Here is a 16,741-nt window from a genome sequence, read left to right as displayed (position 1 = left end):
GGCTGTATTGATATTGTTCGGGAAGAGATATTCTCGCCCACCCATCAGCATAGGACGACACTATGCTGATGCACAAAATTAGCAGGCTTAGAATGAATGCCGAAAGAGTCAAGGTAAAATCTTCAGAATATTCATGATTACTGATTGTCATGCATTATTATGGTGTCTTCTGGACAGTATAACTCAAAAGGCTGCACTTTAACGAGATTTCCACAGCGATCGTATAGTTCCATTTCGTCAATAAATGTACCAAATTTTCGAATACAGATAAGAATACCACTGGGCAAGGCAGGATTCAATTTTACGCTGCCATCGGGGTGTCTACCTTGCGCGAGCATCCCTCCTTTTTTTCCACTGTTTCGGAATCTCCAGCCACCAATACATGCTTCATCGCCATTTTGATATTGCAAGGTAAAGCAATAGTCGCAGCACAATGCTACGGGAGATTCTAGGGGTAATTTACTTTGATTTGCACCACGACATGGCCAAACAGAAGCAGATACAACAAAAGAACAGTTTGGGGGACACTCAATTTCTATTGTATTACTGGAAACATAATAATCATACAATTTCGTTTGTAAGTATTGATTATGTACGTCTGTATAAATATGAATCTCGTGTGATACTAACGTGATTTTGTGCTTCATCCCATCACAAGCAGAAATTTTAATAGAACCAAGTCCACTACCTATATACTTCCATATGCGTTTACTTGCAGAATCTGATACTATTTCCCATTTCTCAGGTTCCATTACTCTAAATACCCCTGATATCATCTTTCCCCCGATTTCCCATTCCCTACTATCAGAGCCGATGCTTCCATACTGCATCAATACATCGTCATTATTCTGTCCATCTATAAGTAGATATAAGTAATATTGTATTACTTGACTTCCTATAGTACCTGCTTTAGCAACAACGGTTGGATCAACAGTAGAATAGAGTTTGAAATGAAAAATGCATGCACCATCTATACTATAATCTGGATACAGCTCAATAAAAAAACCGAACTTAGTCTCCCAATCACCCAGAATACCTGAGCTTGTATCTATTTGGCTATTGGGAAGGCTTATAGTTGTAGTAGCAGAAATATCGCTCTGTATCTGCTGATTACTCCCACTAAAGAAGATCTTTGCCGGTAATAGCCCACCTTTTATTCTACTGCCATTCATCGCTTACACTCCAACAACATCAAGAGCGAACATACCCCATCCGGGAGGTCCTGGACTTGTATTGTTATCAATGGTGCGAATACCAAAACTGTAGCGGCCGGAGCTGTATAAGACAAGGCGTAGAAGGACTAATCCGGTATATGTATCACCTGTCCAGCGAATTACCGGGATTGTCCCTTGCATATCTCCCCGTGTAGCTGCATTATCCAGCATGCTTAGTTCTATGTCCACCACGGCATGGGGTGAACCTTGAATTGTTAAGGGGATTATGTTGGTCCATTCTACACCTGCTCGTACAAAAATCGTGTTGCGCAATGGTGGCGGTGTTGTTGTTGAGATATTGCTGGTCTGATTTCGGAAATTCCAGCTCTGTGCATCAAACTGCTGCTGCATCTGATATCAGCCCCGTTGCTAATCACTGTGACTTCACCGTTAACACTTACAGGGGTAGGCAACCACGTAGATGGTACTGTCGGCTCGCGGTATGTTGAGCTTAATGCCCATTGCCCCACCTGTGATGGACCGGCAACTGAAAGTTCTGCATAGCTGATCACACTGAGTGGATCTACTGGGAAGGACTGCAGAAGTGAGTTCCAGTTGCGTATATCACGGTTATTGCTACATCCGCATCCCATAATTCCTCCGCATAAGGTGTTTGTTAAATTATCGTGAGATAACCAGTGCAACAACCCTGTGATAAGTAAGAATTTCCAGAAATGCAACTTATGTAACCATAATGTTTTCAACGCCTGTGCATAACCTCCTTTCCGTCAGCCTAAGCCCCTTACCGTCATATGAATTGTGTACGGTGTTGTGGTGATACCAGCGTGTACACACCGGGTGGCAGGTTTGTAAGGGAGAATTTTAGTTCTGAAGTATCGGGCAGCAGTGTGCGTACCACCTGACCAAGAATATTAACAACGTGATAAATTATTGTCTGTTGTGGGACTCAGGATTTACACGGCAGAGAGTTTCCACGGCGTAGTCACATCAATACGTTTGGTTTCGTAGGCGCGACCACGTGGCGTAGGGGCGACCACTTGGGGTCGCCCCTACTGTTCCGGGTCCACACTACGGTTTAACACAACCCATCTGCACATCCAAACCACGTCAAAAATTCCAAGCGGGCGGACTACGGCCCTCCGGGCCCCACCCCCACCTCCACCACCATCTCGCTTCACCACTTACCACTACAACCCGGCCCGTCGGCTGTGGTGTGCAGCCTACGTAAAGAACCTTAGGAATTCCGGAGCAATTGCTTTTGCATAATAGTGCGAGAATGACAAGAAAATGTGACTCCCTGCCTCGAGCCCTACGGGTAATCGGTTTTTATGTGGCTTCGTGGAGGACGGATGCCATCCGCTCTTATAACGGTGTATCGATTGATATGTGGATCTCGTACAGGGCCACCACGTGGGGTCGCCCCCCCGGCCCACTCCCCGGCCCCACCCCCGGCCCCCCCCCGGCCCCACCCCCCGGCCCCCTCCCCGGCCTCTCCCCCCGGCCCCCTCCCCAAACCCCTTCGGGCTTTAGGGAGGGGGAGCCAGATTTATCAGATGTATGCAACGTACTGGACGTCGGGACGCACGGCCGTGCGCCCGAAATAAACAGACACATCTGTTCTTATCGTTTTTATCGTTTCTTATCGTTTTATTGCGTTTTATATGGTGTTTCGTATAGTGGGTAGAAGACAGGAACGTGTGACCACGTTCGTACAGTTTCGTATCGGGTTTTATAATGTTTCGTGTGGGCGACGACATGGGGTCGTTCATACAGGGTTTCATACCCACATTACGGTTTTACACAAACCTCCTGCACATCCAAACCACGTCATAAATCCCGAGCGGACTGACTACGGCCCTTCGGGCCCCACCCCCACCTCCACCTCCATCGTGCATCACCTCCTACCGCTATAGCCAGGCCGGTCGGCTGTGGTGCGCAGACTACGTAAAATACCTTAAGAATTCCGGAGCAATTGCTGTGATAGAGAGTATGTCAATGACAGTGAAGTGTGACATCCTAAATCGGCCCCTACGGTTATTCGTTATTTGTGTGGCTTCGCGGAGGACGGATGCCATCCGCTCTTATAACGGTGTATCGATTGATATGTGGATCCCTTAGAGGGCGACCACGTGGGGTCGCCCCTACCGCTCATGGTATTGTTTATAATCGTTAATAATGGTTTGTACAGGCGGGTATCCCGCCTCGACGGTTTTGTATTGTTTTTTATCGCGTTTCGTGTGGACCACGTCGGAGCGTCTGTACAATATCACATCCATATTTACAGGTTTACGCAAACCTCCTGCACATCCAAACCACGTCATAAATCCCGAGCGGACGGACTACGGCCCTCCGGGCCCCACCCCCACCTCCACCTCCATCGTGCATCACCTCCTACCGCTATAGCTAGGCCGGTCGGCTGTGGTGCGCAGCCTACGTAAAGAACTCTACAAATACCGATGCGATCACATTCAGAATACGTATCTCGACGAGGGATAAACGTGACAGGAAGAATTACCCTTCTGTCACATTCCTACCCCATTCACACACTATCTACCGGCAATTGCATCCGAATTTACTATTTCTCACCAGAGGTCGGCGTAGCAGACCGAAACAGAAGAGGTGTGTGGTCACTTGACAAGGGCTTGGTGGTGGCGGCGGGGGTGGGCAGCCCGGAGCGGAGCGACGGGCGCCGTCCGCGCGGTGTTTCGATGGAGACATGGCAATGCTGGCTCGGACAGCACCGTTGCAACACGTTGTTTAGGTTTTAGAATTATACCTATCTCCCTCTGTCACATTTCCACCTCACTTCTACACATCCTATCTGCAATTGCATCCGGATGTACTCATTCTCACCAGAGGTCGGCGTAGCAGACCGAAACAGAAAAGGTGTATGGTGACCTGGCAAGGGCTTGGTGGTGGTGGCGGGGGTGGGCAGCCCGAAGCGAAGCGACGGGCATGCTGTGCCCGGTGGTGGTTGAGGGCCAGGTCCATCGATACATTCAGACACCGGAAGTGTTTTTCAGAATACGCAAATACGCAGAAGTCCGCTTTGTTTAAATGTTTATTTACTGCGGTGTCACAACTCATGCAGTATCCGTACTATTCTCCGGCAATTGCATCCGAATTTACTATTTCTCACCAGAGATCGGCGTAGCAGACCGAAACAGAAAAGGTGTATGGTGACCTGACAAGGGCTTGGTGGTGGTGTCGAGGGTGGGCAGCCCGGAGCGAAGCGACGGGCTAGCCGTGTGCAGGAGTTCTCGTATTCAAATCTTGCGGTCCTCACGTATGCTCGTGTTCTGATCTTTCGGTCATCACATGTGCTTGTGTTACGGTTTTCATGTCTTCACAGTAAATCACAACCTACCTGCACGTCCAAACAACATCGGTATCCGTAGCGGACGGTAGTAGCCCAGCCCCTTGCCCAGCCCCCTGCCTGTTCCCGAACACTATGTGCTTTATGATTGGCCTTTATGCAGATGCCCCTGCTGAAGTATTTTTGTTTTGTGTTATACTAACACACTGTTGGGGTAGTTGCCATTACGATATTCGTTTAGGCTACAGTAGTTGTGATAACTATAATTTGCATACATGGTTTTGGCATCTTTTAAAGATCATCTTCTGCGAATCAAAGCAGCAAAGGTCGTGCCTTGGGTGGCGGTGCAATTTGTGCTTTTGTGCCTTTTGTCCGTTTCTCTGTTTGGGATTTTTCGTGTAATCCTTCTACTCACAGAGTTGGACAGAGTAGTACTGCCTGATGACATCCCTACTATCATTTCGGCCCTCGTTATGGGGCTGCGCTTTGATATTGTGATAACCGGCTATCTGCTTATAGCCCCTTTTACCATCCTATCGCTTGCATCGCTCATTCGACTACGACATGCCGCCATTCGTCATGTGGTGCGGTATGCAATCTTGCTTTCATTCGCTCTTGCATTCCTGGTTTGCGCAATAGATATCCCATACTTTAATCATTTTTACTCGAGGTTCTCGGTATCTGCCTTTCAGTGGACCGACACACCTGATTTTATGATTAAGATGATTATTCAAGAACCACGCTATTGGCTTGCAATTATTCCGTATGCTGCCATTGTTACGGTGTTTATTATTGGTGTTAACCGGATATTTAGATCAATAGCCGGCAAACATGACACGAAGTTGTTAGCCGACATCCCAGTTACCATACTTTGCATCTTGTTGATCCTGCTTGGTATCCGAGGACGTACAGCCATAAAATCTCCGATTAGAGTTGGAACAGCATACTTCTGTAACCATGCATTTTTAAATCAGCTTGGTTTGAATCCAAACTTTACGTTGATACGAAGTTACCTCGACAGCAGGAAGCCAGAGAATACATACATCAGCCTCATGAATGACAGTGCCGCTGTTGCAAACGTGCAGAGGCATTTAGGAATCACAATGCCCGACCCTGCATCTCCAATTAGACGTAACATTAGCTTTGATGGCGAGCCTCAGCATAATTATAACGTTGTACTCATCCTTATGGAGAGTATGGCAGCCGCGAAAATGGCACGACATGGTAACCCGGATAATCTTACGCCATTCCTCGACAGCATTGCTAATCACGGTTACTATTTTGAAAATACGTATTGTGCTGGCATTCACACTGTAAATGGCGTTTTCAGCACATTATGCTCGTTTCCCGCATTGTTCCGGCAACGACCAACCAGTGAAAGCCAAATCCTGAAATACCAAGGGGTCTTCACCACCTTAAAGGCAAACGGCTATTCTACCGCATACTTCACCACTCATGATGGCCAGTTCGACAATATTGAAGGGTTTTTAAAAGTAAATGACTGTGAGGATCTTTATACGTCGGCGGACTATCCTTCATCAAAAATTAATACCGCCCTTGGAGTTACTGACGACTATCTGTTTGAATTTTCAATTCCGGTATTAAACTCATTGAACAAGAAACACAAACCCTTTTTTGCTACATTCATGACAGCAAGTGATCACGGTCCGTACTACATTCCACCCTACTTTAAGCCCCATTCAACCGTTCGCACCAAACAATCCGTCGAGTTTGCTGATTATTCGCTTCGCAGATTTATTTCACTGGCTTCACAGCAACCGTGGTTTGATAGTACAATCTTCGTTTTCATTGCAGACCACGGTGCGCCAATGGACGGACTATACGACATGTCGCTGACCTACAATCACGTCCCTTTACTTTTCTACGCCCCCAAAATCATACAACGTCCAGTGCTGATTAGCAAGATGGCTGGCCAGATAGATGTTTTCCCGACAATCATGGGTCTGCTGCGAATACCCTTTTTAAACAACACTTTAGGGATCGACTTATTTCGCGAAACCAGACCCTTCATTTTTTTTAGTGCAGACGATAAATATGGTGTTATCGACAGTACCTGGTTTCTTATAGTTCATGATAATGGTGATAAGGGGCTTTACCAATACCGCAAAGGTGACGTCACAAACCGGTATCATCAGTTCACCAACGTTGCCGACAGCATGAACACCTACGCAGCCTCCAACCTGCAGACATTCCAGTATCTGATTCGGAAACGGCGAACTGGCGATTGAGGGTGGGCCACCCCCTGCCCTCTCCCCAGACGCGCGTGCGCGTTTAGGAAGGGGGAGACATGTCAACAAATTATATGAATACGTAGGGGCGGGTTTCATACCCGCCCGCAGGAAACATCTAATTGAATTATTATAATTAATTGGAGGGTATATAAATCAACTGGTCGGGGTAGATGGAAATCAATTGGGACGAGTTTAATGCGTCCCGCTCGAAATAATGTAAAAACCGATAATATGCCTGAATCCTGTTTATTTTGGGTGTACAGACGTGCGCCCCTACGTTCTGACCACTAATAAATCCATTGAATCTTATTAATTGGCTCCCCCTCCCTAAAGCCCGAAGGGGTTTGGGGAGGGGGTCGGAGGGTGGGGCCGAAGGCGATGGTATGCCCGCGTGCGCGTCTGGGGAGGGGAGGGCGGGGATGGGGCCGGGCCCCCTACTCAAACTGTAACAACTGCAAACTGAGAACGATTACTACCAGGGTGACACCCACGTCTGCTGCAATGGCCAGTACCAGATTGCTGTACCCGATAAATGCCAGTAGGATAAAAAGAAGTTTTACAAGTATTGCGCCGATAGTGTTCTGCTGAATTCGCAATACTGTTTTCCTGCTAAGGCGTACGAGAAATGGTAGTAGCGATAAGTTGTCGTTCATTAATGCGATGTTGGCTGTTTCGATTGTAGTGTCACTTCCGGTTGCTCCCATCGCTAATCCAACAGATGCCTGCGCCAGTGCGGGGGCATCGTTTACGCCATCACCCACCATGGCTACACTTCCATATTCTTTTAGTAGTTCATTAAGTTTATCAACCTTTTCTTCTGGAAGCAGTCCTGCGTACACGGTATCAATCCCGACTTTATCTGCAACGTAGCGGGCGGCCTTTTCGGAATCACCGCTTAACATTACCGACGTTACCCCAAGTTCCGTCAATTGCCGGATTGACTGCTCGCTGTCCGACTTGATTTCATCGGTTAAAGCAAGTACGCCTGCAATTCCTTTTCCAAAGCTTACAACTACGCTCGTCTTCCCTTCGTTTGTTAATCGCTCCACTGTTTGTTCATCAGCTACGGAAATCGGATCGTGTTCTTTCACAAACTGCAGATTACCGAGTACGACCGGTTCATCATCGCAGACATAACACGTTGCCTTAGCCCCCTTCCCTGTTACACTCATAAAATCACCTGCGGAATGAGGTTCGTAACCTTCGCGACGACTTGCATCAACGATAGCCTGTGCTACAGGGTGTTCACTAAACATTTCAGCTCCGGCCGTACACGCCAGCAGCTCTTCGCGGGTAGTATCGCCGAAGGGTATTACATCGCTCACCACAGGCGTTCCCACGGTAATCGTCCGGGTTTTGTCGAATGCAATTGCCCGTACCCTGCCAAGTTCTTCGATATACTTGCCCCCTTTAACAAGCGCACCTCGGCGTGACGCATTGCCTATTGCAGCGTAAATCGCTACGGGGGTCGAGATAACCAGGGCGCACGGACACGCAATTACCAGCAAAGTAATTGCCTGCAGGAGCCAGTGCTGCGGATTCTGGTTCAGCAGAAGTACCGGTATCGTAAAAACAAGTGCCGAGAGTGCAATTACCGCGGGTGTGTAGTACCTTGAGAATCGCTGAATAAACTTTTGTGTTTCACCCTTATTTGCAGAAGCTTCGAACGTTAATCGTATTATTTTTGAGTATGTAGTATCAGCGGAGAGTGCTGTTGTTGTTAGTTCGATAAAACCGGTCTTATTCAGCGTCCCCGCGTAAACTGTGCTTCCTTTATGCTTATCACGGGGTACTGATTCACCCGTTATCGTGGCCTCGTCTACTGCCGTTGAACCCGAAACAACAATGCCGTCCAGCGGAATCATCTCACCCGGACGCACCTGCACAACCGACCCAACCGGCACCTCCTCAATCGGTATCTGCCTGCCAAGTTCAGCTATGAATGCAGTCTTCGGTAAGCGCTGCATCAGCTCTTCCAGAGCAGACCGCGAGTTTTCGATGCCGATATCTTCTAAACGCTCACCAAGAACATACAACACAATTACGACCGCTGCTTCAGGGTACTCGCCGAGGTAGAACGCACCAACACAAGCAATAACCATCAGCAGGTTGATACTTGCGAAGTTTAATCTTGCTGCAGCCCTTAGCCCCTTCCAGACAACTTCGTAGCCAATCGCTATGATAAATCCTGCATACACAAAGGGCGCCCACGGCATTGGCAAATTCCATCCTGCCAGGCTCAGCACTTCAAGTCCGATCACAATGACAATGGCCGCAAGCAGGAACAGAAATTTCTTATCGTAGAGTGGGAGATTCATCGGGTGATATTCTCTTTTATCCGAAATTATGGTAAACTTGGCTTTGTCCACTTTGTTTGAACAAAGCAAAAAACCCCCACCCAGTGAAGGAAGGGGGCTTTGGTTTAAGTATCTGGCGCCTACATACCGAAGAAACAGCTTTTCAATCTGCGTGACTCAGGATTGTAACACGTTGTTGCTTTTATTAATATGCTGGAACGTAAGCCTTTCGCGTACACACTGCCAACCCGTTGGAGCTACCAACGACTATAAGTAAACCCGGAGGAACAACTACCGGAAGTGGGTTTGATGGTAAAGGCAGTGGTGCCGACCAAACAACTGCACCACCTACAGTGTAAATAGTAATGTTATGCACAGTAGTTGACGGCCAATTATATCCAACTTTGATCGTACCCGGAGTCGTTGTTTCTGAAACACTAATCTCACATGATGCCTGGTGACTGTTCTTATTATTTACTTCCACGCTATCGTTATACCCTAGGTACCACAACGAAGCAAGATGCTTATCCGACATCATCGGCGAATACTGATCCTTGCGCACGAAGGGTTGTCTGTTCGGTCCGGCAGCATACGTGTTGATTCGTATAAATGCTGTTGAAAGCCCCTCACACGGTGGTACAATGCACCGTATGCGTGAAGCCATCGGATACCAAGAGTAAATTCCTACCTTCCCTCGCTGCTGATTCGCTTCTATTGAAAATGTATCAATTTGTAGTATCCGGTTACCGGTTTCTGCATTCACCAACTCCACGGAATACGATATTGTTTCAGAGTTTTTGTACATATCGAACGATCGCTGCATGGTGACTCTGTCTATCCAGAATAGCTCACGGTAAAACTGCAATGTATCACCTGCATGTACCGGAAATATCTTTGTTGTTGAGTTCGAGCGCAGTGCTTCCGGTGTCCAGTCTTCTTCTGCCTGCTGTGTTGATTCGTTGTAATTAATCACGCGCTGATTACACCAGTTAGATAGAAACAGCTTCCGGCGATTTATCAGAAATTCGGAAAAACTCCAGTTATTGTAGCTTGAGTCTGATTCGTACGTGAATATAAATTTCGCCGACCAGGTTTCCACCGGATAAGTTAATGTGTCACCTTCAGTTGTAATTGATTTCATACTATAACCGCCTGCCGTTGTAACCGCCTGAAGTGTAGAATCACATTGTGCGTGGACTCCAATAACTGATGTTAATATTAAACAGAAGATTACACCAAGTATAAATGCAAAAGATTTATTAGTCATTTGAACCTCCGTAATTGAATTGATAATCGGCATTTAAATTACCCAAAAAATAATTGGAACAAGTGGTCCAATATTAGAATACGGGAAACAGCAAGGACCGTATGTAAACGGAGCTAATGCATTGTGGCAGTCCTTTGCCGTTATACACCCGCCCTTGCCCCCCTGACCTTCATCGCACATATTAGAACCCGGGACCGGCATCCCCCCCTCATCCATCCAGTAGCAAGTGGAGTATCCGGGTCCCGGTTGTCCAACCGGGCAGTTTGATTCAACCAAATACGCCCACGAATACGCACTTAACGTCATTCCACAAAACATTATAAGTACTATTAAATTGCGGATCATAACAGCACCTTAGAAAAATGTTTAACTTGGTGATTTCCCAATATTGATTGAGGTTATCCGCATACAACGACATGCTGAAACAAAGAACCTTTATTAAATATAAAAAAATATATATACGAGCAAAAGTTGTCCACATAATGAAATGGTCAGGAACTTAAGCATAACAAAAAGCCCCCAACCCAATGAAGGGAGGGGGCTAGGGAAAAAGTACCTGGCGACTACCTACTCTGCCACACCAGTTCAGATGCAGTACCATCGGCACAACGGGGCTTAACGACTCTGTTCGGAAAGGGAAGAGGTGTGACCCCCGCGTGATCATCACCAGGAAAGATTTCAAACGGAGCACAGCACGGTAGTGGTGTGCGTGACCTTGTGCCGGCAGTGGTGGTGTGTGTAAACAACGGGGCAGAAGCTGCAGAACAACGCAGGCAAGCGCAAGAGCTGAATGAGTCGGGCACGCGTCCATGGTGACATGAAGCGCGAAGCGTATTATTGGCAAGTCCTCGGACAATTAGTACCTCTCGGCTCCACCTGTTACCAGGCGTCCACCTGAGGCCTATCGACCGGGTCATCTCCCCGGGTCCTTACTTGTTGGGATGTCTCATCTTGGAGTGGGTTTCGTGCTTGAGATGCTTTCAGCACTTATCCTTCCCGGACATGGCTACTCTGCCGTGCCACTGGCGTGACAACAGATACACCGTCGGTCCGGTCATTCCGGTCCTCTCGTACTAAGAACGAGTCTCCTCAAACATCCTGCGCCCGCATAGGATAGGGACCGAACTGTCTCACGACGTTCTGAACCCAGCTCACGTACCGCTTTAATTGGCGAACAGCCAAACCCTTGGGACCTTCTCCAGCCCCAGGATGCGATGAGCCGACATCGAGGTGCCAAACCTTGCCGTCGATATGGACTCTTGGGCAAGATCAGCCTGTTATCCCTAGCGTACCTTTTATCCTTTGAGCGACGGCCCTTCCACGCAGTGCCGCCGGATCACTAAGACCTGCTTTCGCACCTGTTCGGGATGTCTCCCTCACAGTCAAGCTCCCTTTTGCCTTTGCGCGCTGTGCACGATTACCAACCGTGCTGAGGGAACCTTGGTAAGCCTCCGTTACTCTTTAGGAGGCGACCGCCCCAGTCAAACTGCCCACCTAGCACTGTTCCCGCCGATCCACTCGGCCGGGTTAGAATTCGATCACACCAAGGGTGGTATTTCACCATTGACTCGACAAGCCCCGCAAGGCCTGCTTCAGCGTCTCCCACCTATCCTACGCATGGGGTGACCAAATCCAATACTAAGCTACAGTAAAGGTGCATAGGGTCTCTCCGTCCATATGCGGGTAACCGGCGTCTTCACCGGTACCACAATTTCGCCGAGCCCGTGCTTGAGACAGTGCCCAGATCGTTACACCATTCGTGCAGGTCGGAACTTACCCGACAAGGAATTTCGCTACCTTAGGACCGTTATAGTTACGGCCGCCGTTTACCGGGGCTTCGATTCAAAGCTTCGCCTTACGGCTGACCTCTCCTCTTAACCTTCCGGCACCGGGCAGGTGTCACACCCTATACGTCCACTTGACGTGTTAGCAGAGTGCTGTGTTTATGGTAAACAGTCGCCTGGGCCATTTCTCTGCGGCCATCTTGCGATGGCACCCCTTCTCCCGAAGTTACGGGGTCAATTTGCCGAGTTCCTTAAGCACGGCTCACTCGCGCGCCTGAGTATCTTCTACCCGTCTACCTGTGTCGGTTTGCGGTACGGTCGCCATAGCTGGCTTTTCTTGGCAGCGTTCATACAATGCAGGGATAGCCATTAACCCTGATTGCACTACGGCTGCGTCACCTGTTAGTGCTATGGCGGGGCAGGAATATTATAATGTTGCCTGCTTCCCATCAGCTACGCCTCTCGGCCTCGCCTTAGGGGCCGCCTGACCCGGAGTCGACGAACGGAGCTCCGGAAACCTTAGACTTTCGGCGCGGGGGATTCTCGCCCCCGTTATCGCTACTCATGCCTACATAGGCTCTTCCATAACCTCCACCACACCTCACGATGCGGCTTCGCCGGTAATGGAATGCTCCCCTACCGCTCTAGTTTACACTAGAGCCCACGGCTTCGGTGAACTGCTTAGTCCCGAGTATTGTCGGCGCACCGTCGCTCGACCAGTGAGCTATTACGCACTCTTTGAATGAGTGGCTGCTTCTAAGCCAACATCCTGGCTGTCTCTGCAACGGTACATCCTTTCCCTGTGAGCAGTTACTTGGGGACCTTAGCCGGTGGTCTGGGTTGTTTCCCTCTCGGCTGCGAAGCTTATCCCTCGCAGCCTCACTCCCGTGGATCTGTCGTCGGTATTTGCGGTTTATCTGGGGTCGGTACCGTTGTGACAGCCCTAGCCCAATCAGAGCCCTACCTCCGCGACAGTTACCACGAGGCTGTTCCTAAAAACATTTCGGGGAGTACGAGCTATCACCGTGTTTGATTGGCCTTTCACCCCTATCCACAGGTCATCCGAGTAGTTTTCAACCCACACCGGTTCGGACCTCCACGTGGTGTTACCCACGCTTCATCCTGCCCATGGATAGATCACACGGTTTCGCGTCTGCCGCCACATACTAATCGCCCTATTCAGACTCGCTTTCGCTACGGGTGCGGATATCCATATCCTTACCCTGGCATGTGACGAGCAACTCGTAGGCTCATTAAGCAAAAGGCACGCCGTCACCCCAGTAAACTGGGGCTCCGACCGTTTGTAGGCACATGGTTTCAGGTTCTTTTCACTCCCTTCTGAAGGGTTCTTTTCACCTTTCCCTCACGGTACTGGTTCACTATCGGTCACAGAGGAGTATTTAGCCTTGGAGGGTGGTCCCCCCGGGTTCACACAGGATTTCTCGTGTCCCGCGCTACTCAGGATACCCCAGGGCCGTCAGTGATGTCGCATACCGGGCTCTCACCGTCTATGGCCGGCCTTCCCAGGCCGTTCTGCTATCACCTTCGGTCCCCTGGCGGGGTCCTACAACCCCGGCACTACTTGCGTAATGCCGGTTTGGGCTCTTCCCGGTTCGCTCGCCACTACTACGGGAATCTCTGTTGATGTCTTCTCCTCCGGGTACTGAGATGTTTCACTTCCCCGGGTTTGCTCCCTTGCGGGTGGTGGGACATGACTCCCACCGGGTTGCCCCATTCGGATATCCGCGGATCGGTGCATGCGTCCTGCTCCCCGCGGCGTTTCGCCGGTTGCTGCGTCCTTCATCGCCTCTCTGTGCCAAGGCATCCGCCATGTGCCCTTGTCAAACTTGCCTTGCTTCATGCTCCATGTTCTCATGGCGCGTGTGTCTCTCGACGTTCTTCTTTTCTTGTGCTCGCTTAATTGTTTTTTCTTTTCTTCTGTTCCCGAGTTCACGACCCCTGTGCCATTGCCGGCACGAAGTCACGTCCTCTGGAATTCTGTTTGCTCGTGTTTCGGTAATTACCGTGGTCGGGTAATTACCGCCAAGTATTGTTTCTTTCTTTCTTGGAAAAAAATGTTCATGTTGTCAAAGAACGGTGTGTGGACCCAAGCGGGATCGAACCGCTGACCTCCTACATGCGAAGCAGGCGCTCTCCCAGCTGAGCTATGGGCCCTTATGAACACTGCCGTGTTCGGTAAACGTGGGCCGGAGTGGACTTGAACCACCGGCCTCACGCTTATCAGGCGTGTGCTCTAACCAGCTGAGCTACCGGCCCCTATGAGCGGGTTGCGCATTGTCACCAAAGAACACTTGGTGTCCTTTAACAACGGGAAGCTTCAGCGCAAACAGCGCTGAGTAGATGGCTTACGCCATCGAACTCCTTAGAAAGGAGGTGATCCAGCCGCACCTTCCGGTACGGCTACCTTGTTACGACTTAGCCCCAGTCACCGATTTCGCCTTCGACGGTATCACTACCGGCTTCGGGCGCCCCCGGCTTCCATGGCTTGACGGGCGGTGTGTACAAGGCCCGGGAACGTATTCACCGCGGCGTGCTGATCCGCGATTACTAGCGATTCCACCTTCATGGAGTCGAGTTGCAGACTCCAATCCGAACTGAGACCGGCTTTGGGGATTTTCTCTGCCTTGCGGCTTTGCCCATTGTACCGGCCATTGTATCACGTGTGTAGCCCCGGACGTAAGGGCCATGATGACTTGACGTCATCCCCACCTTCCTCTCTACTTGCGTAGGCAGTCTCTCCAGAGTGCCCGGCCTAACCGCTGGCAACTGAAGATAGGGGTTGCGCTCGTTGCGGGACTTAACCCAACACCTCACGGCACGAGCTGACGACAGCCATGCAGCACCTCTGCAGGTTCCCGACTTTACGGGTCCGTCGACTTTCATCTCTGTACTTCCTGCACTTCAAGCCCGGGTAAGGTTCTTCGCGTTGCATCGAATTAAACCACATGATCCACCGCTTGTGCGGGCCCCCGTCAATTCCTTTGAGTTTCAACCTTGCGATCGTACTCCCCAGGTGGTATGCTTAACAGATTCCCTTCGGCACTGAATCATTGCTGATCCAACACCAAGCATACATCGTTTAGGGCGTGGACTACCAGGGTATCTAATCCTGTTTGATCCCCACGCTTTCGTGCCTAAGCGTCAGTGCCGAGCCAGGTGACCGCCTTCGCCACCGGTGTTCCTCCTGATATCTACGCATTTCACTGCTACACCAGGAATTCCATCACCCTCTCTCGGACTCAAGCCATGCCGTATCAAAGGCACCCTCCGGGTTAAGCCCGGAGATTTCACCTCTGACGCACACGGCCGCCTGCGCACCCTTTATACCCAGTAATTCCGGACAACGCTCGGGTCCTACGTATTACCGCGGCTGCTGGCACGTAGTTAGCCGACCCTTCCTTTGACGGTACCGTCCCAGAGCCCTGAAGGCTCCTTTCGTCCCGTCCGACAGTGGTTTACAGGGCTGAGCCCCGTCATCCCACACGCGGCATTGCTGGTTCAGGATTGCTCCCATTGACCAATATTCCTCACTGCTGCCTCCCGTAGGAGTCTGGACCGTGTCTCAGTTCCAGTGTGGCTGTTCGTCCTCTCAGACCAGCTACTGATCGTGGCCTTGGTGAGCCGTTACCTCACCAACTAGCTAATCAGACGCAGGCTCATCCCTATCCGCCCAAAGGCTTTGATCTCTCGACCTCATCAGATATTAGCGCCGGTTTCCCGACGTTATGTCTGTGATAGGGGCAGATCACCTACGTGTTACTCACCCGTCCGCCAGTGATATTGCTATCCCTCGACTTGCATGTGTTAAGCATGCCGCCAGCGTTCGTCCTGAGCCAGGATCAAACTCTCCGTTGGATCGTTTGAGTCCATGTTGGCTCGTTGCTTACTTTTAAAGAATGTCTGTACGGGGGCAGGGACATGTCCCTACCCATTACATCTACTGTTTTCCCGTTGTCAAGGAACACTCTCTGTTAAAGCCCCCTCCAAAAGTGTACAAATGGATACGGTCACTATAACAGAGCAACAAAGCTACGAAGGAAATGTGGAAACACCAAATGAAATGGTAGGATGGGCTCAGAATTGCCTGCAGATGTTGATTCCACCGGACGGATGGGAGATGTCGGAGGTCCTAAGCCCAACGCTATGCCTTGCTCTGCAACTCAGGTGCCGGGGTCTTTTTTAAAAAGAAGATAATAAAGAGCGGCGTTTCAACCGCTACGGTAAGTATGAGCGATAATGTGTCTGAAGTGAATAGCTCACCAGGAGAACCAGCTTCAGGCATCAGTAGCCGTGCTATAGGACCCATGAGGGCCCATACAATGGTAAAGGCTAATCCAATCAGAGTTACCGCCAAGATACCGCCTTTGATGCCTTCATGCTGCCACCTTTGCACAAATGCATAGACTGCGGCAACAATGTGAGAATGGTATAACAACAGGTCAATCATGCTGATGGTAATAATAGTTCGGTAATGCCAATGCGAAGCACAAGGGGCTGAGTGGATACACGTTGCAAAACTATAACAATGTCTGGCTGTAAGGCTGCACGATGCTTTCTGACTACTCCAAGAGCCATCACGAGTTCCCGGCTACCATGGCACGCACCGCGTTAGTGTGGTAACTTAGATTC

6 protein-coding genes, 2 tRNA genes and 3 rRNA genes are annotated in these 16,741 nt (G+C 49.8%); 1 reads left to right on the top strand and 10 read right to left on the bottom strand.

Annotated features, from left to right (window positions below):
* Positions 1 to 137: 137 nt before the first annotated feature.
* A complete protein-coding gene (locus HRU79_06495; GenBank protein QOJ26314.1) occupies positions 138 to 1,172 on the bottom strand; it encodes a hypothetical protein in 1,035 nt (344 codons plus the stop codon).
* 3 nt (positions 1,173 to 1,175) lie between these two features.
* The gene (locus HRU79_06490; GenBank protein QOJ26313.1) at positions 1,176 to 1,565 is read right to left on the bottom strand and encodes a hypothetical protein; all 390 of its coding nucleotides are present in this window, start codon (positions 1,563 to 1,565) and stop codon (positions 1,176 to 1,178) included.
* A 3,345-nt stretch (positions 1,566 to 4,910) separates the two neighbouring features.
* Here HRU79_06490 and HRU79_06485 point away from each other — a divergent pair.
* A complete protein-coding gene (locus HRU79_06485) occupies positions 4,911 to 6,740 on the top strand; it encodes a sulfatase-like hydrolase/transferase (protein QOJ26312.1) in 1,830 nt (609 codons plus the stop codon).
* Between the two features lie 437 nt (positions 6,741 to 7,177).
* Here the strand turns inward: HRU79_06485 and HRU79_06480 are convergent, their stop codons facing one another.
* The 8 genes from HRU79_06480 to HRU79_06445 form a co-directional block, all read right to left on the bottom strand.
* Positions 7,178 to 9,061 (bottom strand): cation-translocating P-type ATPase, encoded by a 1,884-nt coding sequence (locus HRU79_06480; GenBank protein QOJ26311.1) that lies wholly within the window; start codon positions 9,059 to 9,061, stop codon positions 7,178 to 7,180.
* Positions 9,062 to 9,245: 184 nt separating this feature from the next.
* A complete protein-coding gene (locus HRU79_06475) occupies positions 9,246 to 10,307 on the bottom strand; it encodes a hypothetical protein (protein ID QOJ26310.1) in 1,062 nt (353 codons plus the stop codon).
* Between the two features lie 554 nt (positions 10,308 to 10,861).
* Positions 10,862 to 10,978, bottom strand: a 5S ribosomal RNA gene (gene rrf, locus HRU79_06470).
* A 165-nt stretch (positions 10,979 to 11,143) separates the two neighbouring features.
* Positions 11,144 to 13,942, bottom strand: a 23S ribosomal RNA gene (locus HRU79_06465).
* A gap of 251 nt (positions 13,943 to 14,193) precedes the next feature.
* Positions 14,194 to 14,266, bottom strand: a tRNA-Ala gene (locus tag HRU79_06460).
* Between the two features lie 28 nt (positions 14,267 to 14,294).
* Positions 14,295 to 14,368, bottom strand: a tRNA-Ile gene (locus HRU79_06455).
* 104 nt (positions 14,369 to 14,472) lie between these two features.
* Positions 14,473 to 15,966, bottom strand: a 16S ribosomal RNA gene (locus HRU79_06450).
* The 16S, 23S and 5S rRNA genes sit together here with 2 tRNA genes alongside, the layout of an rRNA operon.
* A 287-nt stretch (positions 15,967 to 16,253) precedes the next feature.
* Positions 16,254 to 16,559 (bottom strand): hypothetical protein, encoded by a 306-nt coding sequence (locus HRU79_06445; GenBank protein ID QOJ26309.1) that lies wholly within the window; start codon positions 16,557 to 16,559, stop codon positions 16,254 to 16,256.
* Positions 16,560 to 16,741 lie beyond the last annotated feature (182 nt).

It is taken from the genome of Ignavibacteria bacterium, from assembly GCA_015709655.1.
GTDB lineage: Bacteria > Bacteroidota > Ignavibacteria > Kapaibacteriales > Kapaibacteriaceae > OLB6.
Note: the sequence above shows the minus strand (reverse complement) of the source record. Positions and strands in the feature narration are given on the sequence as shown.

Coding starts and splice junctions, on each gene's coding strand:
- HRU79_06495 (QOJ26314.1), bottom strand. CDS start 1,172: ATGAATGGCAGTAGAATAAAAGGTGGGCTATTACCGGCAAAGATCTTC.
- HRU79_06475 (QOJ26310.1), bottom strand. CDS start 10,307: ATGACTAATAAATCTTTTGCATTTATACTTGGTGTAATCTTCTGTTTA.
- HRU79_06480 (QOJ26311.1), bottom strand. CDS start 9,061: ATGAATCTCCCACTCTACGATAAGAAATTTCTGTTCCTGCTTGCGGCC.
- HRU79_06490 (QOJ26313.1), bottom strand. CDS start 1,565: ATGCAGCAGCAGTTTGATGCACAGAGCTGGAATTTCCGAAATCAGACC.
- HRU79_06445 (QOJ26309.1), bottom strand. CDS start 16,559: ATGATTGACCTGTTGTTATACCATTCTCACATTGTTGCCGCAGTCTAT.